23 protein-coding genes and 1 tRNA gene are annotated in these 24,880 nt (G+C 65.0%); 13 read left to right on the forward strand and 11 right to left on the reverse strand.

Annotated features, from left to right (window positions below):
* Positions 1 to 24: 24 nt before the first annotated feature.
* The 6 genes from FA702_RS02925 to grxC form a co-directional block, all read right to left on the reverse strand.
* Positions 25 to 510: a hypothetical protein gene (locus FA702_RS02925; protein ID WP_136954951.1), complete on the reverse strand. Its 486-nt coding sequence runs from the start codon at positions 508 to 510 to the stop codon at positions 25 to 27.
* Between the two features lie 7 nt (positions 511 to 517).
* A complete protein-coding gene (locus FA702_RS02930) occupies positions 518 to 1,699 on the reverse strand; it encodes a tyrosine-type recombinase/integrase (protein WP_168195980.1) in 1,182 nt (393 codons plus the stop codon).
* Positions 1,700 to 1,998: 299 nt separating this feature from the next.
* Positions 1,999 to 2,075: transfer RNA gene (locus tag FA702_RS02935), tRNA-Arg, on the reverse strand.
* A gap of 84 nt (positions 2,076 to 2,159) precedes the next feature.
* Positions 2,160 to 2,687: a DUF1178 family protein gene (locus FA702_RS02940; RefSeq protein ID WP_136954953.1), complete on the reverse strand. Its 528-nt coding sequence runs from the start codon at positions 2,685 to 2,687 to the stop codon at positions 2,160 to 2,162.
* A gap of 49 nt (positions 2,688 to 2,736) precedes the next feature.
* Positions 2,737 to 3,603, reverse strand: a complete 867-nt coding sequence (locus tag FA702_RS02945) for a carbon-nitrogen hydrolase family protein (protein WP_370385495.1) — start codon at positions 3,601 to 3,603, stop codon at positions 2,737 to 2,739.
* Positions 3,604 to 3,606: 3 nt separating this feature from the next.
* A complete protein-coding gene (gene grxC, locus FA702_RS02950; protein ID WP_136954954.1) occupies positions 3,607 to 3,873 on the reverse strand; it encodes a glutaredoxin 3 in 267 nt (88 codons plus the stop codon).
* Positions 3,874 to 4,084: 211 nt separating this feature from the next.
* On the opposite strand from grxC, the gene FA702_RS02955 reads away from it, so the two are divergent.
* Positions 4,085 to 4,546, forward strand: coding sequence for an Hsp20 family protein (locus FA702_RS02955; protein WP_136954955.1), 462 nt, complete (start codon positions 4,085 to 4,087; stop codon positions 4,544 to 4,546).
* A 71-nt stretch (positions 4,547 to 4,617) separates the two neighbouring features.
* On the opposite strand, the gene FA702_RS02960 is transcribed toward FA702_RS02955, so the two are convergent.
* The 4 genes from FA702_RS02960 to tpiA all read right to left on the reverse strand — a co-directional run bounded on the left by FA702_RS02960 (position 4,618) and on the right by tpiA (position 8,552).
* Positions 4,618 to 5,322: a Crp/Fnr family transcriptional regulator gene (locus FA702_RS02960; RefSeq protein WP_136954956.1), complete on the reverse strand. Its 705-nt coding sequence runs from the start codon at positions 5,320 to 5,322 to the stop codon at positions 4,618 to 4,620.
* 148 nt (positions 5,323 to 5,470) lie between these two features.
* Positions 5,471 to 7,102: a CTP synthase gene (locus FA702_RS02965; RefSeq protein ID WP_136954957.1), complete on the reverse strand. Its 1,632-nt coding sequence runs from the start codon at positions 7,100 to 7,102 to the stop codon at positions 5,471 to 5,473.
* A gap of 195 nt (positions 7,103 to 7,297) precedes the next feature.
* A complete protein-coding gene (secG, locus tag FA702_RS02970) occupies positions 7,298 to 7,699 on the reverse strand; it encodes a preprotein translocase subunit SecG (RefSeq protein WP_136954958.1) in 402 nt (133 codons plus the stop codon).
* Between the two features lie 82 nt (positions 7,700 to 7,781).
* Positions 7,782 to 8,552 carry a triose-phosphate isomerase gene (gene tpiA, locus FA702_RS02975; RefSeq protein ID WP_136954959.1) on the reverse strand — a complete coding sequence of 257 codons (771 nt, stop codon included), beginning with the start codon at positions 8,550 to 8,552 and terminating at the stop codon, positions 7,782 to 7,784.
* A gap of 346 nt (positions 8,553 to 8,898) precedes the next feature.
* On the opposite strand from tpiA, the gene FA702_RS02980 reads away from it, so the two are divergent.
* The 10 genes from FA702_RS02980 (at position 8,899) to lexA (ending at position 19,792) form a co-directional block, all read left to right on the forward strand.
* Complete coding sequence (locus tag FA702_RS02980; RefSeq protein ID WP_136954960.1) at positions 8,899 to 10,833, forward strand: peptidylprolyl isomerase; 1,935 nt, start codon at positions 8,899 to 8,901, stop codon at positions 10,831 to 10,833.
* 4 nt (positions 10,834 to 10,837) lie between these two features.
* Entirely contained in the window at positions 10,838 to 12,391 is a 1,554-nt protein-coding gene (gene trpE / locus FA702_RS02985) for an anthranilate synthase component I (RefSeq protein ID WP_136954961.1), read from the forward strand.
* An 8-nt stretch (positions 12,392 to 12,399) separates the two neighbouring features.
* Positions 12,400 to 13,596: a hypothetical protein gene (locus FA702_RS02990; protein ID WP_136954962.1), complete on the forward strand. Its 1,197-nt coding sequence runs from the start codon at positions 12,400 to 12,402 to the stop codon at positions 13,594 to 13,596.
* Positions 13,593 to 14,177, forward strand: coding sequence for an aminodeoxychorismate/anthranilate synthase component II (locus FA702_RS02995; RefSeq protein ID WP_136954963.1), 585 nt, complete (start codon positions 13,593 to 13,595; stop codon positions 14,175 to 14,177). Before FA702_RS02990 ends, FA702_RS02995 begins: the two co-directional genes overlap by 4 nt.
* On the forward strand, positions 14,174 to 15,166 hold the full coding sequence (gene trpD / locus FA702_RS03000; protein ID WP_136954964.1) for an anthranilate phosphoribosyltransferase: 993 nt from the start codon (positions 14,174 to 14,176) through the stop codon (positions 15,164 to 15,166). The genes FA702_RS02995 and trpD overlap by 4 nt, the downstream gene beginning before the upstream one ends.
* A 150-nt stretch (positions 15,167 to 15,316) precedes the next feature.
* On the forward strand, positions 15,317 to 16,105 hold the full coding sequence (gene trpC, locus FA702_RS03005; protein WP_136954965.1) for an indole-3-glycerol phosphate synthase TrpC: 789 nt from the start codon (positions 15,317 to 15,319) through the stop codon (positions 16,103 to 16,105).
* 100 nt (positions 16,106 to 16,205) lie between these two features.
* Entirely contained in the window at positions 16,206 to 17,084 is an 879-nt protein-coding gene (locus FA702_RS03010; RefSeq protein WP_136954966.1) for a hypothetical protein, read from the forward strand.
* 264 nt (positions 17,085 to 17,348) lie between these two features.
* Complete coding sequence (gene moaC / locus FA702_RS03015) at positions 17,349 to 17,840, forward strand: cyclic pyranopterin monophosphate synthase MoaC (RefSeq protein WP_136954967.1); 492 nt, start codon at positions 17,349 to 17,351, stop codon at positions 17,838 to 17,840.
* Positions 17,837 to 19,042 (forward strand): molybdopterin molybdotransferase MoeA, encoded by a 1,206-nt coding sequence (locus tag FA702_RS03020; protein ID WP_136954968.1) that lies wholly within the window; start codon positions 17,837 to 17,839, stop codon positions 19,040 to 19,042. The genes moaC and FA702_RS03020 overlap by 4 nt, the downstream gene beginning before the upstream one ends.
* 57 nt (positions 19,043 to 19,099) lie before the next feature.
* Complete coding sequence (lexA, locus tag FA702_RS03025; RefSeq protein WP_124807481.1) at positions 19,100 to 19,792, forward strand: transcriptional repressor LexA; 693 nt, start codon at positions 19,100 to 19,102, stop codon at positions 19,790 to 19,792.
* Here lexA and FA702_RS03030 read toward each other — a convergent pair.
* A complete protein-coding gene (locus tag FA702_RS03030; protein WP_255504687.1) occupies positions 19,786 to 21,912 on the reverse strand; it encodes a ComEC/Rec2 family competence protein in 2,127 nt (708 codons plus the stop codon). The two genes, lexA and FA702_RS03030, sit on opposite strands and share 7 nt — an antisense overlap.
* 119 nt (positions 21,913 to 22,031) lie before the next feature.
* Here FA702_RS03030 and gltX point away from each other — a divergent pair, with 119 nt between their 5' ends.
* The gene (gene gltX, locus FA702_RS03035) at positions 22,032 to 23,510 is read left to right on the forward strand and encodes a glutamate--tRNA ligase (protein WP_136954969.1); all 1,479 of its coding nucleotides are present in this window, start codon (positions 22,032 to 22,034) and stop codon (positions 23,508 to 23,510) included.
* A 114-nt stretch (positions 23,511 to 23,624) separates the two neighbouring features.
* Positions 23,625 to 24,863: a citrate synthase gene (gene gltA, locus FA702_RS03040; protein WP_255504786.1), complete on the forward strand. Its 1,239-nt coding sequence runs from the start codon at positions 23,625 to 23,627 to the stop codon at positions 24,861 to 24,863.
* Positions 24,864 to 24,880: the final 17 nt, after the last annotated feature.

Raw genomic sequence — 24,880 nt, forward strand, 5'->3', positions numbered from 1 at the left:
TGCTTGAATATGCCGTTTTCAATATCAATCGAAAAAATCTTGATCGGCCTTTGCCAGCCAATCGGATAAACTCGTCATCCAAAATTGATTATACCTGCCAAACGCATTTCGTTGATCGTCTGAAATCACGAAATCAGGGACATTGTTGAATTTGGCGATGATCATCATTCGCTTACCAGCGTTGTTCGCATCCCGTTGCGCTTGTGCAATCCATCCGTCGAATAGCTTGCAATCTTGTTTGATCATCATCGTGAAAGATGGTGCGGCTTTGTAATGCTTGCATTCGAGAACGAATTTGAACGATGGCGGCGCAACGATGTCGCCAAATCTGGCATTGTCCAGAATGTGTGATTTCAACCGCGTTTGATTGCTGGCCCCAAAATAGGAGCCAGAATCGACATTCCGAACAAAGCCATTATCAAGGCCAAGATGTTGAGCAAAACGATCACTCAACACATTGGCTATCTTCCTTTCGTATGTGTTACCTTTGTTCTTACTATTGATCGCCATCCAATATTTATTTGGTGACCATCGCCAAGCAGGCATCAAGATGGTCTGACCATATTGTCAGCATCTCTTTGCGTTCGTCGAGATTTTGCGAATGGTTATAGCTCCGATTGGTCATGCTTTTTGGAACGTGGGCCAAAAGCATATCCATGCCCCTTTCGGTGAAATACTGATTACCCCTGCCCTTCTGATCACTCAAGAATGTTGATGCCGCCGTTCGGAAATCGTGGATGGTATAATGCGCCATGGTCCGCCGATCATCCGAAGCCATCTTTTCAGTCAGCTTGCGCATTTTTGACAAATACGATGAGCCACGCGCGCGGCTGATTAGCGGAAAAACGAAATGCTCATCATGGGCATTGGCTGGACGCTCTGGAAGATACTTTTGCGCCTGCTTGGTAAGATGGACAATATGCGGGACACCAGCCTTGGTTTTCTCAATATGCAATTCAAAGCCATCAACCGTTTTGCGCACTTCTTTCCATTTAAGATAGAATATGTCAGAAAGGCGAGTGACCGTATGCAGCAAGAGCATCAGCGGCTCATGATACTTGTCCATATCGGCAAACGCCAATTGAACATATCCTAGCTCATGATCGATCAGAACACGTCTGCGGATATTCTCCTTTGCTTTCTTCTGAATCTGGTGCGCGGGATTATGCTCTATCAGGTCTTCCCGCACACACCAATTCAGGAAAGCTTTCAGATGTGCCAGCACGCGATTGATTCCTGATCCAGTATATTCCGAGCGCATAGCATTGAAATGCTCGTTAAGCTCTTTTCGCGTGATGCTGGCTATATCTCTGGCACCAAAGGTTGGCATAATCCGAAGATTCATCAGGCCACGGATGCCCTCGCCGCTTGAGAGATTATCACCATGCTCTTTCATGTAACGTTCAAACGCTTTGGATAGCGTCATGAAGCGCGGTTGCGACAAAAACTTTGGCGAAGCTATTACATGCTTGGCTTCACTACGCATGGCCAGCGCCGTGGCCCGTGCATCCACCACGCTCATTGCGGGAAATGCACCGATAATCTTTTTGGTCTGCTTGCCGCCAACCCGACCACGCCAGATGAATATCTTTTCACCGTTGGCCTTGATGCGGGCCACCAGCGGCGTGCCTTCATCATTCAGGTCTACATAGCCTTTGTCTGGCTTCTGGCGCTTCAAAATCGAGTCGGTAAGTTTCATCGTTATCCCCATATCACGGAATATGGATATACATTATCATAATGAATACGAATCGTCAAAACGTTTGAATATAATTGAATATAAGTTTGAAAAACGTTTTAAGGCCAATGGCTTGGGCCTGATCGGGAGCCAGATGGCTGGACACATCGGCCCCGACCGCTGGACACATACCGTGGTGCGCGGGGCACATCCAAGCAGATTCCCGCAAATTAGTGCCCAACACTCTCGCCAATCGTTAAGATGTGCCCAACGATTTTGGGGTGTTTCTGGCTCTAAATGCCTGATTTTTAAGGGGTTTTTGGTGCGCCCGACAGGATTCGAACCTGTGGCCCCCAGATTAGGAATCTGGTGCTCTATCCTGCTGAGCTACGGGCGCCCGCGCTCCCTTTAGGGGGCCGCGCGCGCGCTGGCAATCGCGCTTGAACACCACATCGCGTTCTGTCCGCGCCGGGCTTCGGGATCAGTTGGTTTCACCCGGAGGCGCGATCGGGAACAGAACCGGAGCTATCTCGATGCCCTCTTCAATCAGGTCGCGCGCTTCCTCGGGCGTGGCCTGGCCGTGGATCGCCTCCACGTCCTTTTCGCCATAATGCATCGCCCGCGCATCGTCGGCGAAGCTGTCGCCCACCCATTTCGAGGACTTGAGCGCTTCGGCCTGCAGCGTCGCCAGCGCCTTGAACATGGCGACCGCCTCGGGAGGAAGACCTCCGCCCGCCATCACTTGCGGGGCGGAAACGCCCGCCGCCACGGCCGGCGACGATGGCACCGCGGCCACGGCCGCACCCTTGTCGGTCGGCACCCGAGCCGGAAGCTGGTTGCCCTTGCGCCCCACATGCGGGGCCATCACCGCCTTGCCGACATCACCGGAGCCGCAGGTGGGACAGGTGAGGAGACCCCGCGCCTGCTGCTGCGCGAAATCGTCCGACGAGCCGAACCAGCCCTCAAAACGATGCCCGCCATCGCGGCACTCAAGATCAAAGACGATCATATGACAGCCGATTTAGGCATTTCGCGGCCCGCCGCAAGAGCCTCGCGGTTCACCCTGCCGGGATCGGCTGCTTGTTGATGAGGCTGGGCAGTTGCGCGCGCACTTCGGCGATGCGCGCGGGTTCGAGCGTGGCGAAGCCAAGGCCCGGCTCCTCACCCATGTCCAGCAGCACTTCGCCCCAGGGATCGATGACCAGGCTATGGCCGTAGGTCCCGCGCCCGTCCTCGTGCCGGCCGGCCTGCGCCGCGGCGATGACAAAGGCGCTGGCCTCCACCGCGCGGGCGCGCTGCATCAGGTGCCAGTGCGCCTTGCCGGTGGGCACGGTGAACGCCGCCGGAATGGCGATGACATCGCATTGCCGCCGGCCGAGCTGTTCGAACAGCGCGGGAAAGCGCACGTCATAACAGATCGCCAGCCCCAGCCGTCCGACTGGCGTTTCCGCCGTCACCACGCTGTCACCGGGGCGATAGGCGGCGGATTCGCGCCAGCTTTCGCCGGTCGCCAGATCGACGTCGAACATGTGGATCTTGTCGTAGCGAGCCACGATCGCGCCGCTGGAGTCAATCAGAAATGAACGGTTGGCCCAGCGGCCTTCGCCCGATGAGGCGTCCCCGTTCAGGGCTTCGTCGCCGCGCTGCACCGCGAGCGACCCGATCGCCACCCAGATGCCGTGTTGCGCCGCCGCCGCGCGTACCGCCGCCAGCACGGGGTTGGCCTCTTCCGCCACGATATGCGGCGTCGCGCGCTGGCGATCGCGGTCGAGCAGGCCCGCCATTTCGGGCGTGAACAGGATTGCCGCGCCGCCGTGCGCCGCGCGGCCCACGGCATCCACGATCGCCGCGGCATTGGCTGCGGGATCGATGCCGGTGGTCATCTGGAACAGCGCAACCCGCACCGGACCATCGGGCATGGTCATGCTTTAAAGGCCCAGCAGCGGATCGAGCTTGCCGGCTGATTCCAGCGCATAGAGATCGTCGCAGCCGCCGACGTGGGTTTCGCCGACGAAGATTTGCGGCACCGTCATTGCGGCGGGCGCGCGGGCGAGCATTTCCTGCTTCTTCAGGCCGCCCATGGTCACATCGAATTCCTCGAAGGCCACGCCCTTCTTTTCAAGCAGCGCCTTGGCCCGCACGCAGAAAGGGCAGCCCCACTTGGTGTAGATATCGACTTTGGGCGTTCCGGCCATGATGTCCTCGTGTGCGGGCGCGCCCAGGAACGCGCCCCTTGCTGTTGGCTTGCATTCGAAAATGCGCTTCGGGGTCTTGAATTTCAACGGGGCTATCACACATCCCTTTTCGTGTCATGCGCCGCGCTGGCGGGCATGGCCACAAGGCCCAAGGGAATGCCGAACCGGGTTCCTGCGGGAGAGTGCAGATTGCTCAACAGAGGATATTGCCATGAACCGTTTTGATTTCACCCCCTATCGCCGCACCACCGTGGGTTTCGATCGCCTGTTCGACCTGCTCGAACGCCAGGCCCGCGCCAATGCCGGCGATAACTATCCGCCCTTCAACATCGAACGTCGTGGCGAGGATGCCTACCGCATCACGCTGGCCGTCGCCGGCTTCAAGCCGGAAGACATCGACATTACCGCCCAGCAAAACCTGCTGGTGGTGAAGGGCGCCAAGCCGGATGCCGAGGACCGTCAGTTCCTCCATGTCGGAATCGCCAATCGCGGCTTCGAACGCCGCTTCGAACTGGCCGATTTCGTGCGCGTGGAAGCGGCGGACCTTGCCGACGGGCTGCTCACCATCGACCTCGTGCGCGAAGTACCCGAAGCGATGAAGCCCAAGAAGGTGCTGATCGGCGAACAGAAGCCGCTGAAGGTGATCGAAGGCGATACCAGCGCCGCCGCCTGATCGCTTCCATCCGGTGCCGTGAAATCAGGGCGGTCCCTTCGGGGGCCGCCCTTTTTGAATCGGGCGAAACTCTACCAGGCTTCCGCTACGTCGATCAGCGCCTGCCGGTCGAGAATGGTCACCCGGCCACCCTTCAGCCCGACCAGGCCATTTTCGGCCCAGGCCGAAAGCTGGCGGTTGATCTGTTCGCGCGACATGCCGGCGAAGTTGCCCAGCTCCCCCTGGCTCAGCGCAATCTTCAGCTTTCCGCCGGCGCCGTTTTCCTCGACGTTGGCGTTCTCGGCCATCATCAGGCGCAACAGGAACCGCGCAAGCCGCGGGCCAGAAGTATAGGCCCGGTCCGCCTCGATCACCGCGTTGTTCTGGCGCAGGCGGCGGGCCATGGCGCGCAGCAGGCGCAGCGCCAGCCCTTTGTGCAGATCGATAATGTCGGCAAACGCCGTACGGCTCAGGCAGAGCGCCTCGGTCGGGTCGATTGCCTCGACGCTGGCGGTCCGTTCCCCGCCGTCGAGGAACGCGATCTCGCCCAGCACATGGCCCGGCTCGGCATAGTCGAGGATGATTTCCCGCCCGTTCGCGGCCACCATGCTGACGCGCGCAAGGCCTTTGAGGATGATGAAGAGCGTATCGCCCTCTTCCCCCTGCGCCATCAGTTCCTGCCCCGGCTTGAACGTCCGCAGGTGCGCGCGGCGGATGATGTCGGATAGCTCCGCCTGCTCGCAATCGGCGAACAGACTTTGCGCGGCCAGCGTGTCCGCAAGCTTGGCGGCGTCCATCGTTCAGTGTCCCCCAGCATTACCCCGAACGGATTACGGGAATCCGCTCCACCGAGGACAGATAGCCAGAGGAAACCGGCTTTGGCCAGTGCCTAAAGTTAACAAACGGTGCCGATTTGCGCCCGCGGCCGCACTGGCACGGCCTGTTTCAGAACAGGCGGGCCTGCTTGACCGCCGCCTCGATGAAGCCCCGGAACAGCGGGTGCGGATCGAACGGGCGGCTCTTGAGTTCGGGATGGAACTGCACGCCGATGAACCACGGGTGGTCCGGCCGCTCGACGATCTCGGGCAGCAGCCCGTCGGGCGACATGCCGGAAAACACCAGCCCGCCCTTTTCCAGAGGCGCGCGATAGGCGCCGTTCACTTCGTAGCGGTGGCGATGACGCTCGCTGATCGTCGTCGAGCCGTAGATCTGCGCGACATGGCTGTTGCCGTCGAGCCGCGCCTCGTAGGCGCCCAGCCGCATCGTACCGCCCAGGTCGCCGCCCGCCTGTCGCTTTTCGAGCCCCTCGGGCGTCATCCATTCGGTGATGATGCCCACCACCGGCTCGTCAGTCGGGCCGAACTCGGTGGACGACGCTGCGGCGATCCCGGCGGTGTTGCGCGCGCCTTCGATGCAGGCCATCTGCATGCCCAGGCAAATGCCGAAGAACGGCACGTTGCGTTCGCGCGCGAAGCGGACGGAGGCGATCTTCCCCTCGGTGCCACGTTCGCCGAAGCCGCCCGGCACCAGGATGCCGTGCATCGGCTCCAGATGCGCGGCGATCTCGCTGTCGTCCTTCTCGAACAGTTCGGCGTCGAGCCACTTGATGTTGACCTTGACGCGGTTGGCCATGCCACCGTGGACCAGGGCCTCGTTCAGCGACTTGTAGGCGTCCTGCAGGCCCACATACTTGCCGACGACGCCGATCGTCACCTCGCCCTCGGGGTTCTGGTGGCGATCGACGATGTCGTCCCAGCGGGCAAGGTCCGGCTCGGGCGCGGTCAGGCCGAAGTGGCGCAGCACTTCGGCGTCCAGCCCCTCGGCATGGTACTGCAGCGGAACGGAATAGATGCTCGATGCGTCCAGCGCCGGGATCACCGCCGATTTGCGCACGTTGCAGAACTGCGCGATCTTGGCGCGCTCGCCTTCGGGCAGCGGCTTTTCGCAACGGCACAGCAGGATGTCGGGCTGGATGCCCAGCCCGGTCAGTTCGCGCACCGAATGCTGGGTCGGCTTGGTCTTCAGCTCGCCGGCCGCCGCGATGTACGGCACCAGCGTGACGTGGACGAAACAGGTCTGGTCGCGGTCCAGCTCGTTGTGGAGCTGGCGCAGCGCCTCGATGAACGGCAGCCCCTCGATGTCGCCCACCGTGCCGCCAATCTCGCACAGCACGAAATCGAGATCCTCGGTTTCGGTCTGCGCGAAGTCCTTGATCGCGTCGGTCACGTGCGGGATCACCTGCACGGTGGCGCCCAGGTAATCGCCCCGGCGCTCCTTGGCGATGATGTCGCGGTAGATCCGGCCCGAGGTGATGTTGTCCGCCTGGCGCGCGGAAACGCCGGTGAAGCGCTCGTAGTGCCCCAGGTCAAGGTCGGTTTCCGCGCCGTCGTCGGTCACATAGACCTCGCCGTGCTGGTACGGGCTCATCGTGCCCGGATCGACGTTGAGATAGGGATCGAACTTGCGGATTCGCACGCGGTACCCGCGCGCCTGCAACAGAGCGGCGAGGCTTGCCGCCATGAGACCTTTGCCGAGCGAGGAGACCACGCCGCCGGTGATAAATATGTACCGCGCCATGGGAGTCGGGCCTTAGCGTCAGAGGTTGAATGGACGCAAGCGGTTACCGGAGAAATTGCTCCGGCAGTCCACAAGCTGGATGATTGCGGCCGTGGGCGGCCGCTGAAATCGGTCAATCGGCAACAAGCAAAGCGCCCGCCCCGCAAGCCCGGAGAGGGATGCGGGATCGGTGCGCGCTCTCTTGCCGGGTAACGGTTACTGCTTCGCGGCACCCTTGAGCGGGTCGGCCGGAACCGTCGCGGGCGCGGGTGCGCTGCCTTGAACGGGCGCGGCGGCGGGCTGCTGACCCTGCGCCGGCGCCAGCGGATCGGCCTTGGGCGCGGCCGGAACCGAACGGTCGAGCGAGGTGTCGATCGTGCTCCCCGAACTGGTCCTGACGGCCAGCGCGGCCAGCGCGATGCTCAGCACCACGAAGGCCGTGGCCAGGATCGTCGTCGCGCGCGTCAGGAAGTCCGCCGCGCCGCGCGCCGACATGAAGCCCGAAGGGCTGCCGCCAACGCCCAGGCCGCCGCCTTCGGACTTCTGGATCAGGATGACACCGACCAGCGCGGCCGCGACCAGCGCCTGCACGACGGTAAGGAATATGAAAAGCGACATGATGTTCTGCCTGAAACGATTGGGGCGCATGTAGGCCGCGAACCCGCCGATGGCAAGGCACCGGCTGAGGCTTGGCTGGCGCTCAGGCTTCGCCCGTGCCCGCGGCGGCGATGATTGGCAGGAACGCTTCCGCGGTCAGGCTCGCCCCGCCCACCAGCGCGCCACCCACGTCGGCGGCGGACAGCAAGTCGGCGGCATTGCCGGCATTGACCGACCCGCCATAGAGAATGCGCACCTTGTCCGCCGCTTCGCCATAGGCCGCGTTGAGCCGCGCGCGCACGGCGGCGTGCATCGCGATCACGTCTTCCACAGCGGCCACGCGGCCGGTGCCGATCGCCCATACCGGTTCATAGGCGACGGCGATCTTGCCCGCCGCAGCAGCGGCCAGCGCTTCGTCGCCCACCGGCAGGGATTCGGAGACCTGACCGGAAACCACGGTTTCGGCCTTGCCGGCATCACGCTCTTCCAGCGTCTCGCCCACGCAGACGATGATCGCCAGCCCTGCCGCCAGCGCGGCATCGGCCTTGGCACGCACGGCGGCATCGGTCTCGCCATGATCGCGACGGCGTTCGCTATGCCCCAGAATCACGAAATCGGCGCCGATGTCCGCCAGCATCGCGGCGGAGACGTCGCCCGTATGCGCGCCCTTCACTTCGGCGTGGCAATCCTGCCCACCGACATTCATCGCGCTCACCGCCTCGCGCAGCGTGTTGATCAGCGTGAACGGCGGCGCGAGCGCGACTTGCACATCGGGAAAGCGTTCGGCGGCACGGTCGATGGCACGGGCTTCGGCCAGCATGGCGCGCGTGCCATTCATCTTCCAGTTGCCAACGATGAAAGGCCGATGAGTCATAGGCTTCGACTGGTCCCCCTAGCAAAACTCGGATTCGCGCCTCCTGAACGAAAGTGAGGCGGCCTGAATCGCCGCGCGGCTAACAAACCACGCATAAGAATGCAAAACGGTTCCGCACATTACGGGGGAAAGCGTTCTCTGCCCGGGCGAAAGCGTTTTGCGCCGCGCCATCCGGGCGCAGGACGCAGCCCCGGCGTGGCCCCAGCGCGACCATTGCAGGATTCGCGTTTGGTCCCTAAGGCAAGGCCCCTTGATCGCGCGTGTGGCGTGCGCGCCGGCTTTGGCCGGTCGTCGCCCCGCGTGGCGACGTGTTGAACCGAAGTTACAAGATAGGCGATTGCCCCCGATGCTCGGCTTTTTCCGTTCCTTCCTCAAATCGCGCCTCGGCGTGATTCTGGCGCTGGTGTTCCTGGCGCTGATCGCCCTGGCTTTCGCCGGCGCGGACATCACCGGCAGCCGCTTCGGCGGCGTAGCGGGCGGCGACCGCGCGGCCTCCGTCGGCGGCGATCGCATCGGCATCGGTGATCTGGGCAAGACCGTGACACGCGCGTTCGAAGCCGAACGGCAGCAGGCGCCCACGCTGACGATGAAGGACTTCCTCGAACAGGGTGCGCTGGACGATGCGCTTTCCAGCATGGTCGATCGCACCGCCATGCTCGAATGGGGCAAGAAATACGGCATCGTCGCCAGCAGCCGGCTCATCGATAGCGAAATCGCCAAGATTCCGGCATTTCAGGGGCCGGACGGCAAGTTCAGCCAGACCACCTACAAGCAGCTCATCGCCCAGCGCGGCCTGACCGAAGCGGGCGTGCGCAACGATATCGGCCAGGGCCTTGTCGCCCGCCAGATCCTGGTGCCCGCCGGGTTCGGCGCGACCATGCCGCGCGACGCCGCGATGCGCTATGCCGCGCAGATCAAGGAACGCCGCGACGGCGTGATCGCCACGATCCCCTCGCTGGCCTTCGCGCCGAAGCAGCCGGCCACCGATCAGCAGCTCGATGCCTTCTACAAGGCCAACCTCGGCCGCTATCGCCAGCCCGAACGCCGCACCGTGCGCTATGCCTTCCTCGACGAAGCCGCGCTCAAGAACGTGCCGGCGCCCACCGACGGCGAAGTGGCAGAACGCTACAAGCTTAACGCGGCGACCTATGCCGCTTCCGAAACCCGCACCGTCACGCAGGTCATCGTCCCGACCGAAGCGGCCGCGCGCGCGCTGGCGGCGGAAGTGAGCGGCGGCAAGGCGATCGAAGCCGCCGCCAAGGAAAAGGGCCTGGGCGCCACGAAGCTGCCCGACCTGACGCGCGACGCCCTGTCCTCGCAGGCTTCGGACGCGGTGGCAGCCGCCGTGTTCGCCGCCGCCCAGGGCCAGGTTGCCGCTCCGGCGCGCAGCCCGATCGGCTGGCACGTCATCCGCGTGGATGCGATCGCCCGCAAGCCGGGCAAGACGCTGGATCAGGCCAAGGCGGAAATCGTCGCGGCGATGACGCTCGAAAAGCGCCGCGCCGCGCTGACCGACATGTCCGCCAAGATCGAGCAGCAGTTCGAGAACGGCACCAGCCTGAGCGACGTCGCCAAGTCGATGGGCCTTACCGTCCAGACCACCGCGCCGCTGCTCGCGACCGGACAGGTCTTCGGCAAGCCCGCCGAAAAGGCGCCGGCCGATATCGCGCCGCTGCTTTCGGCCGCGTTCTCGATGGAACGCGAAGGCGAACCGCAGATTTCCGAAGTGCCGGGCAGCGCCAAGTTCGCACTGTTCGACGTGGGCGAGATCACCGAGGCCGCGCCCGCTCCACTCGCGCAGATCAAGGACGTGGTCGCGCGCGATTACGCCGCCGATCAGGGTTCCGCCCAGGCCAAGATCGCAAGCGACAAGGTCATGGCCGCGCTCGCCAAGGGCACCCCGCTCGCCGATGCGCTCAAGGCGCTGGGCGTGGCCCTGCCCGCGCCGCAGGCCGTCAATATGGAACGCCAGCAGCTTGCCGCCGCCGGCGGCCGCGTGCCCGCGCCGCTGGCGCTGATGTTCAGCATGGCGAAGAAGACCAGCAAGCGGCTGGAAGCGCCGGGCAAGCAGGGGTGGTTCATCGTCACGCTGAACGACATCATCCCCGGCCAGGTCGCCGCCAACGATCCCATGCTGCCCACCATCCAGCGCGAGCTGGGCGCGGCGGCCGGGCGCGAGCTGGCCGACGAACTGCGCACCGCCATCCGCAACGAGATCGGCGTCAAGCGCAACGAAACCGCGATCGCGGCGCTGCGCAAGCAGTTGACCGGGGGTCAGTAAGCCCATGGTCGATGCGGCGGTGATCGAAAGCGCGCCGGCAGGGACCGGACGGCCCGAAAACTGGGACGTGGCCCACGCCGCGCTCGCCGATGGCCGTCCCGCGCTGATCTGGCGGCGCCTGATCGCCGATACCGAAACGCCCATCGGGGCCGCGCTGAAGCTGATCGAACCGGGGCGCGGCGATTTCCTGCTCGAATCCGTGCAGGGCGGCGAAGTGCGCGGGCGCTACAGCCTGCTGGGGCTGGACCCCGATCTGGTGTTCCGCGCCACCGGCCGCACGGCCGAGGTCAACCGCGCGTGGCGGCACGATCGCGAAGCCTTCGCGCCGCTGCCGGGTGACAGCCTGACCGAACTGCGCGCACTGGTGAAGGCTTGCCACATCGATGTGCCGGCGGCGCTGCCTTCGGCGCTCGCCTGCCTTGTCGGCTATTTCGGCTACGAGACCTTCGGCCTGGTCGAAAAGCTGCCCCGCGCACCGCAAAGCCCACTGGTTCAGCCCGACATGCTGTTCGTGCGGCCGACCGTGGTGCTGGTGTTCGACCGCCTGTCCGACGAACTGTTCGCCATCGCGCCGGTTTGGGCCGGCGGCGGCGCTTCGCCCGCGCAGGCGCTGGAAACGGCGGGCGAGCGCATCGACGAGGCGCTGCGCCGCCTTGCGCGCCCCGCGCCGCAGGACGCGCGGCTCGATGCACCGATGGACGTTGCGCTCGCCCCGGCAATGGCGCCCGAAGACTATGCCCGCATGGTCGGCCGGGCGAAGGAATACATCGAGGCGGGCGACATCTTCCAGGTGGTGCTGGCGCAGCGCTTCAGCGCGCCCTTCCCGCTGCCGCCGATCGCGCTTTACCGAGCGCTGCGCCGGATCAACCCTTCACCGTTCCTCTATTTCCTCGACTTGCCGGGCTTCGCGCTCACCGGTTCCAGCCCGGAAATCCTCGTCCGCATCCGCGATGGCGAAGTCACCATCCGCCCCATCGCCGGCACCCGTCCGCGCGGCAAGACGGCGGAGGAGGACCGCGCCAACGAGGAAAGCCTGCTGGCCGATCCGAAGGAACGCGCCGAACACCTCATGCTGCTCGACCTCGGCCGCAACGACGTGGGCCGCGTGGCCAAGGCTGGGACGGTCAAGGTCACCGAAAGCTACACCATCGAACGCTACAGCCACGTGATGCATATCGTCTCGAACGTGGTGGGCGAACTCGATACCGAGCGCGCGGATTCGGTGGATGCGCTGTTCGCGGGCTTCCCGGCGGGCACGGTCAGCGGCGCGCCTAAAGTCCGCGCCTGCGAGATCATCGCCGAACTCGAACCCGAAACGCGCGGCGCCTATGCCGGCGGCGTCGGCTATTTCGCGCCCGATGGTTCGGTCGATAGCTGCATCGTCCTCCGAACCGGCGTGGTCAAGGACGGCGTGCTCCACGTCCAGGCCGGCGCGGGCATCGTGGCGGACAGCGATCCCGCGTATGAACAGCGCGAATGCGAACACAAGTCCGGCGCCCTCTTCGCCGCCGCGCGCGAGGCGATCCGCGTGGCCAGCGATCCGGGCTTCGGGCAGTAGGACCCACCATGTCGCTCATTAAGCTTTGGAAAACTAACCCAGATGGGTTCAATAATTACAAAGCCCGTCAAATCGTAGCGTTTGCCGGCGATGGAAATCTGAGGGATAACTCAGATTGCAGTAAAGAATTGCGCGAGTACCTTCGATCTGTAAACATAGATAGACTTGCTGAATATGCGTTAGAATGTCTAAATCATGCATTTCCCGATAGCGGTTTCTTCTTGCAGGACGTTGTAAATGAGCTCGGCCGGCGTTTAGAATTTGACGTTAGCGATGGGCGTTATCGGGGAATACAAGGATCGGTGGGCTTTGACGGCATCTGGAACATTCCCTCAGGTCCTTCGATCGTCATAGAAGTTAAGACAACAGACACATACAATGTTTCTTTGGATTCTGTCGCCGGTTATCGGAGCAAACTACTCGACGAAGGCACTCTCGATAAATCCGCATCCGTATTATTTGTAGTCGGACGCAAGGATACAGGTGCTCTTGAGGCTCAAATCCGAGGTTCCCGTCATGCATGGGATATGCGTGTCGTGGGTGTTGATAGCTTAATTCGACTGGCGCGCGTCAAAGAAAAATCAAATGAAGATCAAACTGTTACGCAAATAAGAGAGCTACTAAGACCGTTTGAGTATACTCGTGTGGATAGAATACTAGATGTGGTCTTCAATGCCGCCAACGACGTAACTCAAGACGAACAAATGTATGATTCTGAAGAACAAAATGATGGAATCGAACCCAGTCCTACAACGCAGGACAGGACTCCGCAGCAAAAATTGGATGATGTTCGCCTCAAAGCAGCGGAAGCACTCAATCTAAAGCTGGGGGCAAATCTGATCCGCAAGCGGCAGGCTTTGTTCGAGGACAAAGATGGAAGCGTTCGCGCCTGCATCACCGTGTCAAAACGCTATGAGAATGCGCTGCAGCCCTATTGGTACGCCTTCCACCCAAAGTGGGATGCCTTTTTGGAAGGCGCCCAGCAAGGATACATGGTATTCGGCTGCGTCGACCGGAACGACGCATTTGCTATCCCTATATCTGAAATGAGGAAGGTCCTGCCCAGCCTCAATCAAACGATAAAATCAGATGGCAGCGTGTATTGGCATGTCAAGTTTGCGGACTTTTCAGACGGACTTGTCTTATTTGCCTCAAAGACCGGTGAGAGGTTCTCACTCCAACCTTATCGAATTGAGCTGCAATGATCCTCGTCATCGACAATTACGACAGCTTCACCTGGAACCTCGTCCACTACCTGATGGAGATGGGCGCGGAAGTGGATGTCGTCCGCAACGATGCGCTGTCCGCCGGGCAGGCGATATCCTCTGGCGCGCAGGGGTTCCTGATCTCGCCCGGTCCCTGCACGCCCAACGAGGCCGGGATCAGCCTCGATCTGGTGGGCGCGGCGGCTGACGCGGGCGTTCCGCTGCTGGGCGTGTGCCTGGGCCATCAGTCGATCGGGCAGTATTTCGGCGGGCAGGTGGTGCGCGGCGGGCTGATGCACGGCAAGACCTCGCCCGTCACCCATGACGGCACCGGCATGTTCGCCGGCATCCCCTCGCCCTTCACCGCCACGCGCTATCACTCGCTGATCGTGACCGACATTCCCGATGCGCTGACGGTCAACGCCACCTCGGACGATACGCACGTCATGGGCTTCCGCCATCGCGAGCTGCCGATCCACGGCGTGCAGTTCCACCCGGAATCGATCGCCACGGAACACGGCCACGCCATGCTGGCGAACTTCCTGCGGCTGTGCGGCGTGGACGCGAAAGTCCCGGCGTGACCGCGCTGCCCCTGGTCGACCATCCGCTCGACGAGGACACCGCCGAGCGGGCCTTCACCGCGATTCTCGATGGTGCGGTGGCGGACGAGGCGATCGCCGCCTTCCTCGTCGCGTTGTCGGAGCGGGGCGAGACGGCGAGCGAAATCGCCGGCGCGGCGCGGGCGATGCGCGCGCGGATGATCCCCGTGCAGGCCCCGGCCAACGCCATCGACGTCTGCGGCACCGGCGGCGACGGGTACCATACGCTCAACGTCTCCACCGCCGTCAGCCTCGTCGTCGCAGCCTGCGGCGTGCCCGTAGCCAAGCACGGCAACCGTGCCGCCAGTTCCAAGGCCGGCGCGGCCGACACGCTCGAAGCGCTGGGCCTCAACCTCGATCGCGCCGCTGAAACGGCGGAAGAGACGCTGGCGGACATCGGCATCGGCTTCCTCTTTGCCGCGCGCCACCACCCGGCGATGGGCCGCATCATGCCGATCCGCAAGGCGATCGGCCGGCGCACGATCTTCAACCTGATGGGGCCGCTCGCCAATCCGGCGCAGGTATCGCGCCAGCTCGTCGGTATCGCCCGGCCCGCCTACGTGCCGATCTATGCCGATGCGCTGGCCCGGCTCGGCACAGCGCGTTCCTTTGTCGTCTCGGGCGACGAGGGGCTGGACGAACTCTCGCTCGCCGGTGGCAACGAACTGGCCGACGTGACCGGCGCGGAGATCGTGATGCGCCGCGTCACGCCGTCCGATGCCGGCCTGCCCACCGCACCGATCGAGGCGATCCGGGGCGGCGATCCCGCGCACAACGCCGAAGCGCTGCGCCGCTTGCTGCTGGGCGAGCCCGGCGCTTATCGGGACGCCGTCCTCCTCAACGCCGCCGCCGCGCTGATGGTCGCGGGCGAAGCGCGCGACTGGCACGAAGGCGTGGAGGAAGCGGCCGAGGCGATCGACAAGGGGCTGGCCAAGGCCCTGCTCGATTGCTGGATCGTGGCGCTGCGGTAGAGGCCGGGATTGCGTGCGCGCCGGTGTCTCGACTTCGCTCGACACGAACGGGAAAGAGATGTTCTTCAACCTCCGTTCGTGTCGAGCGACGTCGAGACACACCGCACCACCCTCTCGACTTGCCCCGCGCCGTCCCGCTAAAGCGCCCCGATGACCGACAAGCTCACCGAGATCTGCGACACCAAGCGCCGCGAAGTCGCGGCCCGCAAGGCGGCCACCTCGCAGGCGGACCTCTCCGCCCGTGCCGCCGGGCAGAGCGCTCCGCGCGGGTTCGAGGCGGCCTTGCGCGCGAAAGCCGCCGCTGGCTACGCGCTGATCGCGGAGATCAAGAAGGCCAGCCCGTCCAAGGGCCTGATCCGCGCCGATTTCCAGCCCGCCGAACACGCGCGGCAATACGAGGCCGGCGGCGCGGCCTGCCTTTCGGTGCTAACCGATGCGCCCTATTTCCAAGGGCACGAGGATTTCCTGCTCGCCGCCCGTGCCGCCTGCGCGCTGCCGGTGTTGCGCAAGGATTTCATGGTCGATCCCTGGCAGGTTTCCGAAGCCCGCGCGATCGGGGCCGACGCCATCCTCATCATCGTCGCCGCGCTGGAGGACGGCGCCATGGCCGAGATCGAGGCCGCCGCGCTCGAACACGGCATGGACGTGCTGGTCGAGGTCCATAACGAGGCCGAGATGGAGCGCGCCGCGCGGCTGCGCTCGCGCCTGATCGGCGTCAACAACCGCGATCTCAAGCGCTTCGTCACCGACATCGCCATCACCGAACGCCTGGCCCCGCTGGCCCCGCAAGGCACGCTCATGGTCAGCGAAAGCGGCATCAATACCCATGCCGATCTCCAGCGGCTCGAAAAGTGCGGCGCACGCACCTTCCTGGTGGGCGAAAGCCTGATGCGGCAGGCCGATGTCACGGCTGCGACAAAGGCTTTGCTCCAGGGCTGATCCGCCGCGCTCCGCATCGGTCCATTTTCACCGTACCTCGCTCCCCCGCACGGCAGTAGGGGCGGTCCCGTCATAACGGGCAGCGTGGGTGAAAAATGGCATGAAGGCAGTCCTGCGGGGATCGCGCCGCGTCCTGCCTGCCGCCGGCACGATCCACGCTTTCCGCACCGCCCCGTTCACGCGCTTTTCGCCGGAAGAGACCGGACGGTGGGCCGCGTTCCGCGTGATCGGCGCCACCCCCGCGATGATCGCGGTTTTGGTGCTGGACGGGATCTGGACCGCACCGCCTACGCTTGCGGACGCCGCCGCCTGCGGCATCCTGCGCGAGCACCGCTTCTCGCTGCGCCAAGAACCGGCCATCTTCGGCCTGCGCCCGCCGGACTGGAAGCTCGCCGACTTGCGCGAACCCGCGTTGCTGGGCAAAGCGCCACTGTCCGCGCAGGACCTCGCCCACGCCGAAGCCATCGCCTGCTATGGCATCGGCGCGCGCTACGGCACCTCGCTCGACAGCGCGAGCATCGCGGCCGAAGGCGAATGGCGCTGGGCGCACGAACGCGATGCGCTGCGCGAGGAAGTCGCGCGCGCATTGATCGTCGAGAAGGCGGAAGCGGCCGCCGCCCGCGCCGTCCAGGCAGCACGGACCGCCGCGCTGACGTGGGACCGGCTGCGCGCCGAAACGCCGCTGGCAGGTTGGGATGCCGCCGCCATGGCCCTGCCGCCCGCTTTCGTCGCCGGCGCGCGCAGAACGCTTCTGCAGGCCTGCACCGAACTGGCCGCGCTGGCGCCGAAACCCCGCAAGCCCGCCGCGCGCGCGATCTTCAAGCGCTGCGTGGCGTGGTTCAACCACGCCGATCACCGCATCGGCGGCATGATCGGTACGGCGGAGCGCGACGACATCCGCGCCGCTCTCGCCGAGATGGCCCGGCTTGCCGGGCAGAAGCGGCTGCTGGAGGAAATCGACGGCTGGCGCGACTGGTAGGGAAGGACGGCACCCTGTCGTCCTTGCAAGGGGCAAAGCCCTGCGGCAATCTAGGTGACGGTCTGGATTGCTTCGCTACGCTCGCAATGAAGAACAGGCCTATCGGCACGGAGACAAGCCCTTCCCTCTGTCCTGCGCCGCGATCCTCTGGCATGACCACAGCATGACGGCCTGTTCCCCCCCTTCTTGCGGCGCCATTTCCGCCGCCTGCCCGCCCCACGTTCCTTCGCCATGGACCGTGGCGACTTCGCAAGATTTCTGCCCATGAGCGGGCTGACGCATCTCGATTCGCAAGGCCATGCGCGCATGGTCGATGTCGGCGGCAAGGCGGAGACGGCGCGTGTCGCCATCGCGCGGGGCCGCATCCGCATGACGCCGGCCACGCTTGCCGCCATCCGCGATGGCGATGCGCCAAAGGGCGACGTTCTGGCGGCAGCGCGGATCGCCGGGATCATGGCGGCGAAGAAGGCGGGCGAGCTCATCCCCCTGTGCCATCCGCTTGCGCTCAATGCGATCGCAGTGGAGTTTGCCTTCGTGCCCGATGGCGTGGAGGTGACCGCCACCGCGTCGCTCACTGGCCGGACCGGGGTGGAAATGGAAGCGCTGACCGCCGTCTCGATCGCGCTGCTGACCATCTACGACATGGCCAAGGCGCTGGACAAGGGCATGGTGATCGAACAGGTCCGCCTGATCGAAAAGCGCGGCGGCAAGTCGGGCACGTGGCGCGCGGATGAAGGGCCGCAAGATAAGGCATGAAGACGCCGCCGTTACCGCTGGAGGAGGCGCAGCGCCGCCTGCTCGCCCTGGCCCCCTCACTGCCGGTCGAACACCGCCCCGCTGCCGAATGCGTGGGTTTCCATCTCGCCCAGCCGCTTGCCGCGCGGCGCAACCAGCCCGAGGCCGCGCTCTCCGCCATGGACGGATACGCCCTGCGCGCCACCGACCTTCCCGGGCCGTGGACCGTGGTAGGCGAAAGCGCCGCCGGCCATCCGTTCGACGGGACGGTCGCGCCCGGACAGGCGGTGCGGATCAGCACCGGCGCCGTGGTTCCCGACGGCGCGGACATGGTGCTGATCCAGGAAGACGCCGCTCGCGTCGGCGACAGCCTGCGTCTTACCGGCGAACCGCCCCTGCCCCGGGACAAACACATCCGCCCGCGCGGCATGGATTTCGCCCTCGATGCACCCTTGCTGCCGGCCGGGCAGCGCATGGGGCCGGCGCAGATCGCCCTCGCCGTGTCCGCCGGGCATCATTACCTTGCCGTGCGCCGGCCAGTGAAGCTCGCCGTGATCGATTGCGGCGATGAGCTGGTCGCCCCCGGCACCCCGCTCGCGCCCCACCAGATTCCCGCCAGCAATGGCCCGATGCTGGCCGCGCTGGCGGCAAGCTGCCGGGTCGTGACCGACCGCATCGGACCGACCCCCGACCGGCTCGATGACCTCATCGCAGCGCTGGATCGCGTGCGCGATGCCGATGTGGTGGTCACAAGCGGCGGCGCTTCGGTGGGCGACCACGATCTCGTTCGCCCGGCAATCGAGGCCACCGGCGCCACGCTGGACTTCTGGCGGGTCGCGATCAAGCCGGGCAAGCCGCTGATGGTGGCGCAACGCGGCGCGCAAGTGATCCTGGGCCTGCCCGGCAATCCCGCCGCCGCTTTCGTTACCGGCTACCTGTTCCTGCTGCCGCTCCTCCGGGCCGCGCTGGGCGCGGCGGAAACCTTGCCACGCGTTATTCCCGCCCGCCTCGCGCAGGATATGCCGGCCGGTGGCGGACGTACCGAATTCCTGCGCGCCCGCTGGGACGGTGCCAGCGTGACGCTCGATCCCCTGCAGGATTCCGGTGCGTTGTCGTCGCTCGCGCGCAGCAACGCGCTGGTCCGGCGCGAAGCCCGCGCGCCATTGAAGCCTGCGGGAACAGATGTTCCGGTCTATTTGCTGGAAAATGGCGGAATTGCTTGACGGGTGCGTTTTAGTTGCTTATTCGTTCCGTATTCGTTCACTATGGAGTGACGCGCAATGCTGACGCGCAAGCAGCACGAACTGCTGACTTTCATCCAGCTCCGGCTTGAGGAGTCCGGCATTTCCCCCTCGTTCGAGGAAATGAAAGAAGCGCTCGATCTCAAATCGAAATCGGGCGTCCACCGCCTGATTTCCGCGCTGGAGGAACGCGGCTTCATCCGTCGGCTACCCAACCGCGCCCGCGCTCTGGAAGTGCTGCGCCAGCCGGACAGCGCAACCACCAAGGCCGCGTCGCGCACGGCTCCCGCCAACGATGTGGTCGTGCCGCTGCGCAGCCCGCCGAAGACCGCACCGGCGCCGGCGAACGACGTCATCGAAGTGCCGCTTCACGGCCGCATCGCCGCCGGCGCCCCGATCGAGGCGCTGGAAGGTTCCAGCGTACTGCCGGTGCCCGCCGCCCTGCTCGGCGCGGGGGAGCATTACGCGCTGGAAGTATCCGGGGATTCGATGGTCGATGCCGGGATTTTCGATGGCGATTTCGCGCTGGTCCGGCGCACAGACATCGCCCGCGATGGTGAAATCGTGGTGGCGCTGATCCGGGGCGAGGAAGCGACGCTCAAGTACCTGCGCCGCGAAAAGGGCATGATCCGGCTCGATCCCGCGAACGCCGCCTACGATCCGCAATACTACCGTCCCGATGAAGTGCAGGTGCAGGGCAAGCTCGCGGGGTTGCTGCGCCGCTATCACTGATCCGTTGATGCGGGCGACGGCGCGGCTTCCGGCCGGCGCGTCGCCGTCCAGCGATACCAGCCGTGGTGCCCCTGCGTCTCGGCTACGGTGCGCACGGTTCCGGCGGCAAGATCGATGGTCAGCCCGCCGGTTCGCGCCAGCAAGGCCCGGTCCGCCTTCAGCATCCGGGGCAGGCAGGTCCGCGGCAGCCGGCGGTCGGCGATGACGATGTCCGCCGCCGCGCAGGCCCGCTTCAGTTCCCCGATCTCCACCAGATCCTGCCCGCGCGCCATCAGCACCACGAATGCGCGCTCTCCCCGTTTCAATACTATCCGGCAGAAATCACCGTTGCAGGCCGCGCCGGGCCAGGTATCGAGCGGCCGCACATCTCCTTCCATGCCGGCCATTTCCAGCAGGTTCTCGCGCGTGTACTCCCCGCGAGTCTGGCGCAGCACTAGCAGGTCCTCCCCCTCTCCGGTAATTCCCACATTGCGGCCGTCGCCCGATACCAGGATGTCGGGCGGGCGCATGGTGGCAAAGACCAGCGCGGCCACCGTCGCCGGAACGAAGCCCCACAAGCGGACGGTGCCGGTCCACAGCGCCAGCCACAGCCCGCCGGCAACGAACAGCGCGAACACCCCGGGCGGCATCGACGGCATCAGCGTCACCGCGCCGGGCTGCCCCGCCGTCACGTGCGCCAGCCACAGCAGGAGTTCGAGCGACTTGCCCGTCAGCCACCACGCCGGCCCGCCCGCCCCCACCACGTCCAGCACCAGCGCCAGCGCGATCAGCGGCATGGTCACGAACGTGGTCAGCGGAATGGCGATGACGTTGGCCGCCGCGCCGTAGATCCCGGCGCGGTGGAAATGGAACAGCCCGATCGGCATCAGCGCCAGTTCGATCACGAGTCCCGTCGCGAGCAGCATCACGAGATGCCGCCCCAGGCGAAGCAGTACCCCTTCCTCGCGCGCGGCCAGGAAGCGCTTGGCCGGGGCGGAACCGTGGAACGCGATGATCGCGATCACGGAAGCGAAGCTCATCTGGAAACTCGGCCCGAATACGGCCTCGGGCCAGAACACCATGACGAAGAACGCCGCCACCGCCAGCATCCGCAGCGACAGCGGATCGCGCCCCAGCGCCAGCGCCGCCAGCACCAGCAGCGCGCCGATGCACGATCGCACGGTCGGCACTTCCGATCCCGTCAACAGGGTATAGGCAATGCCCGCCAGCGCCCCCGCCGCCGCTGCGACGATCGGCAGGCGCACGCGCAAGGCGACGAAGGGAATCAACGCGAACAGGCGCACGGTCAGGAAATAGACCGCCGCGATCACCGCGCTCACGTGCAGGCCGCTGATCGAAAGCAGGTGCGTCAGCCCGGCATCGCGCATCGCGTCCTCGTCGGTCGGCGCGATGCTGCCCCGATCGCCGCTGGCCAGTGCGGCCGCGATCGAACCGGGCGATCCACCAAGGCGGGCGCGGATGTGATCGGCCAGGTGTTGCTGCCAACGGCGCAGCAGCCCTCCCCCATCGGGCGGGGCCAGCACATCGACCGGGCCGACCACGCTCCCGGTCGCGGCCAGGCCCTGGAACCATGCGGCGCGGGCGAAGTCGTATCCACCGGGCAGCATCGGCGGAGCGGGCGGCATCAGGCGCGCCCGCAGGCGCACCGTGGCGCCTTCGGCAAGACCTGGCCGGTCCTGCGCCAGCGGCAGGTTCACGCGCACCCGCATCGCATCGGGCACGCCGTCCATTCGCGCATCGATCAGCAGGCGCACCCGTTCGCGCGCGCTTTCCTCCTGCCGGTCGAGAATGCGGCCTTCCACCCAGCCGATGGTCGGACGGGCCACCCCCGACTTTCCGACGAGCGCAGACTTGCTCCACACCGTCACGCACCCCGCCGCGACCATGAGCGGAAGCGACAGCAACGCAAGCCGGACATAGTCCAGCGAGCCCTCGCGCGGGAGCGTCAGGGTCAGCGCCGCCACCGCCGCGCAGGCCGCGAGGAGCGCCATCCATTGCCATGGGCCATCCAGTTCGAGCCAGCTTGCGATGCCGGCCAGGAACGCGACCGCGAGCCACGGCGCACGCTCGAACGGGCGGGCGGCGAGGAATGCGTTGATCGACGGAAGTATGCTGGACAAGCGCCGATATTTGGCCCAATGCCGCGCCGGTTCCACCGGCAGATTCTCCGCCGGTTCAGCCTCAGTTTCGACTGTGGCCATGGACGCCATGGAATGCAATAGGAAGGACCGCGCGGCCGATGGCAAGCGCCACTGAAACCGTTTCCGCACAATCGGCCGTCAGAGCCGGCCAGGAACGCTCCGGCGTTGTTACGCGCTTTGCTCCCTCGCCGACCGGGTTCCTGCATATCGGCGGCGCCAGGACCGCGCTTTTCAACTGGCTGTTCGCGCGTCACCATGGCGGCACGTACCTGCTGCGGATCGAGGACACCGATCGCGCCCGCTCCACCGACGCGGCGATCGACGCGATCTTCGACGGGCTGGAGTGGCTGGGCCTGACCGGCGACGAACCGGCCGTGTTCCAGTTCGCCCGCTCGGAGCGGCACGCCGAAGTAGCCCATGCGCTGCTGGCGGCCGGCCATGCCTATCGCTGCTACCTCACCCAGGAAGAGCTGGCCGCGCGCCGCGCCAAGGCGCAGGAAGAACGCCGCCCGTTCCGCATCGACAGCGAATGGCGCGACGCCGATCCCGCGACCTGGCCCGCGGGCCAGCCCTATGTCGTGCGGATCAAGGCCCCGCGCGAGGGGCAGACGGTCATCGCCGATCTGGTGCAGGGCGAGATCACGGTCAGCAACAGCGAGATCGACGATTTCATCCTGCTCCGTTCCGACGGGACGCCCACCTACATGCTCGCGGTCGTGGTCGACGATCACGACATGGGCGTGACCCACGTGATCCGGGGCGACGATCACATCAACAACGCCTTTCGCCAGCTCGTGATCATTCGCGGGATGCACGCGATCGAAGGCGGCTGGCCGGACCCGGCCTATGCCCACATTCCGCTGATCCACGGCGCGGACGGCGCCAAGCTTTCCAAGCGCCACGGCGCGCTGGGCGTGGACGCCTATCGCGACGAGATGGGCCTGCTGCCCGAAGCGGTGTTCAACTACCTGCTGCGCCTTGGCTGGGGCCATGGCGACGAGGAGATCATCTCGCGCGATCAGGCGGTCGAATGGTTCGATATCGGCCACGTCGGCAAGGGCGCATCGCGGTTCGATTTCAAGAAGCTGCTGAACCTCAACGGGCACTACTTGCGCGAAGCCGAAGACGCCCGGCTCGCGGCGCTGGTTGCTCCCCGGCTCAAGCCGCTGGCCCCCGCGTTCGACGAAGCGCGGGACATGGCGCTGCTGGAGCAGGCGATGCCCGTGCTCAAGGTGCGCGCAGCCGATCTCAACGAACTGGCGCAGGGCGCCGTGTTCCTGTTCTCGCAGCGTCCGCTGCCGCTCGACGCGAAAGCGCAGAGCCTGCTGACGGACGATGCACGCACCATTCTCGCAGCGATCATCTCCAGGATCGATGCGGAATGCGACTGGACAACCTCCACGCTGGAGGCCAGTCTCAAGGCCATGGCAGAGGAGCTGGGAGTAGGACTGGGCAAGCTTGCCCAGCCGTTACGCGCAGCGTTGACGGGTCAGACAACCTCGCCGGGCATATTCGACGTTCTGGTCTTGCTGGGCAAGGAAGAAGCGCTTGCGCGACTCCGCGACCAATCCGCATGAACCAGTTCGTTTTCTAATCTCCTTGCCGTATCTCCCACGGCACAACCCAGATCAGGAGGGCTTAGCGTGAGCGAAAACCAGGCTACTTTGAGCGCGGACGGCAAGACTGTCGAAATGCCGGTCCGCAGCGGCACCATCGGGCCGGATGTGGTCGATATCCGCAAGCTCTACGGGCAGACCGGCCTGTTCACCTACGATCCCGGCTTCACCTCCACCGCGAGCTGCGATTCCGCGATCACCTATATCGATGGCGATGAAGGCGTGCTGCTGCACCGCGGCTACCCGATCGGCCAGCTTGCCGAACACTCCTCGTTCATGGAAGTCAGCTACCTGCTGCTGAACGGCGAACTGCCGAACCAGGACGAACTCGCGGAGTTCACCCGCACCATCAGCCGCCACACCATGGTGCACGAACAGCTCAGCACGTTCTATCGCGGCTTCCGTCGCGATGCGCACCCCATGGCGATCATGTGCGGCGTGGTCGGCGCGCTTTCGGCGTTCTACCATGACTCCACCGACATCGCCGATCCGCAGCACCGCAAGATCAGCTCGCACCGCCTGATCGCCAAGATGCCGACGATCGCGGCCATGGCGTACAAGTATTCGGTCGGCCAGCCGTTCCTCTATCCGAAGAACGAGCTGTCCTACACCGGCAACTTCCTGCGCATGACGTTCGGCGTTCCGGCCGAGGAATACGAAGTCGTGCCCGAAGTGGAACGGGCGATGGACCGCATCTTCATCCTCCATGCCGATCACGAACAGAACGCCTCGACCTCGACCGTGCGCCTTGCCGGATCGTCGGGCGCCAATCCGTTCGCGTGCATGGCGGCGGGCATCGCCTGCCTGTGGGGACCGGCGCATGGTGGCGCGAACGAAGCCGCGCTGAACATGCTCAAGGAAATCGGCACGCCCGACAAGATCCCGCACTACATAGAGCGCGCCAAGGACAAGAACGATCCGTTCCGCCTGATGGGCTTCGGCCATCGCGTGTACAAGAACTACGATCCGCGCGCGACCGTGATGCAGCAGACGGTGCGCGAGGTGTTCTCGGCGCTGAAGGTCAACGATCCGCTGTTCGAAACCGCGCTTCGCCTCGAAGAGATCGCGCTCAACGATCCCTACTTCATCGAGAAGAAGCTGTTCCCGAACGTGGACTTCTATTCGGGCATCATCCTGTCGGCGATCGGCTTCCCGACCACGATGTTCACCGTGCTGTTCGCGCTGGCGCGCACCGTGGGCTGGGTGGCGCAGTGGAACGAAATGATCTCCGACCCCGGCCAGAAGATCGGTCGTCCGCGCCAGCTCTACACCGGGCCGACGCAGCGCGACTACGTACCGCTGAACCAGCGCTAAGCTTCGGGAGCGGCGGC

The sequence above is a fragment of the Novosphingobium sp. EMRT-2 genome (assembly GCF_005145025.1).
Lineage (GTDB): Bacteria > Pseudomonadota > Alphaproteobacteria > Sphingomonadales > Sphingomonadaceae > Novosphingobium.

Excerpts from the sequence above, each read along its gene's own strand:
- FA702_RS02925 (WP_136954951.1), bottom strand. The coding sequence starts at position 510 with ATGGCGATCAATAGTAAGAACAAAGGTAACACATACGAAAGGAAGATA.
- FA702_RS02930 (WP_168195980.1), bottom strand. The coding sequence starts at position 1,699 with ATGAAACTTACCGACTCGATTTTGAAGCGCCAGAAGCCAGACAAAGGC.
- FA702_RS02940 (WP_136954953.1), bottom strand. The coding sequence starts at position 2,687 with ATGATCGTCTTTGATCTTGAGTGCCGCGATGGCGGGCATCGTTTTGAG.
- FA702_RS02945 (WP_370385495.1), bottom strand. The coding sequence starts at position 3,603 with ATGACCATGCCCGATGGTCCGGTGCGGGTTGCGCTGTTCCAGATGACC.
- grxC (WP_136954954.1), bottom strand. The coding sequence starts at position 3,873 with ATGGCCGGAACGCCCAAAGTCGATATCTACACCAAGTGGGGCTGCCCT.
- FA702_RS02955 (WP_136954955.1), top strand. The coding sequence starts at position 4,085 with ATGAACCGTTTTGATTTCACCCCCTATCGCCGCACCACCGTGGGTTTC.
- FA702_RS02960 (WP_136954956.1), bottom strand. The coding sequence starts at position 5,322 with ATGGACGCCGCCAAGCTTGCGGACACGCTGGCCGCGCAAAGTCTGTTC.
- FA702_RS02965 (WP_136954957.1), bottom strand. The coding sequence starts at position 7,102 with ATGGCGCGGTACATATTTATCACCGGCGGCGTGGTCTCCTCGCTCGGC.
- secG (WP_136954958.1), bottom strand. The coding sequence starts at position 7,699 with ATGTCGCTTTTCATATTCCTTACCGTCGTGCAGGCGCTGGTCGCGGCC.
- tpiA (WP_136954959.1), bottom strand. The coding sequence starts at position 8,552 with ATGACTCATCGGCCTTTCATCGTTGGCAACTGGAAGATGAATGGCACG.
- FA702_RS02980 (WP_136954960.1), top strand. The coding sequence starts at position 8,899 with ATGCTCGGCTTTTTCCGTTCCTTCCTCAAATCGCGCCTCGGCGTGATT.
- trpE (WP_136954961.1), top strand. The coding sequence starts at position 10,838 with ATGGTCGATGCGGCGGTGATCGAAAGCGCGCCGGCAGGGACCGGACGG.
- FA702_RS02990 (WP_136954962.1), top strand. The coding sequence starts at position 12,400 with ATGTCGCTCATTAAGCTTTGGAAAACTAACCCAGATGGGTTCAATAAT.
- FA702_RS02995 (WP_136954963.1), top strand. The coding sequence starts at position 13,593 with ATGATCCTCGTCATCGACAATTACGACAGCTTCACCTGGAACCTCGTC.
- trpC (WP_136954965.1), top strand. The coding sequence starts at position 15,317 with ATGACCGACAAGCTCACCGAGATCTGCGACACCAAGCGCCGCGAAGTC.
- FA702_RS03010 (WP_136954966.1), top strand. The coding sequence starts at position 16,206 with ATGAAGGCAGTCCTGCGGGGATCGCGCCGCGTCCTGCCTGCCGCCGGC.
- moaC (WP_136954967.1), top strand. The coding sequence starts at position 17,349 with ATGAGCGGGCTGACGCATCTCGATTCGCAAGGCCATGCGCGCATGGTC.
- FA702_RS03020 (WP_136954968.1), top strand. The coding sequence starts at position 17,837 with ATGAAGACGCCGCCGTTACCGCTGGAGGAGGCGCAGCGCCGCCTGCTC.
- lexA (WP_124807481.1), top strand. The coding sequence starts at position 19,100 with ATGCTGACGCGCAAGCAGCACGAACTGCTGACTTTCATCCAGCTCCGG.
- gltX (WP_136954969.1), top strand. The coding sequence starts at position 22,032 with ATGGCAAGCGCCACTGAAACCGTTTCCGCACAATCGGCCGTCAGAGCC.
- gltA (WP_255504786.1), top strand. The coding sequence starts at position 23,625 with ATGCCGGTCCGCAGCGGCACCATCGGGCCGGATGTGGTCGATATCCGC.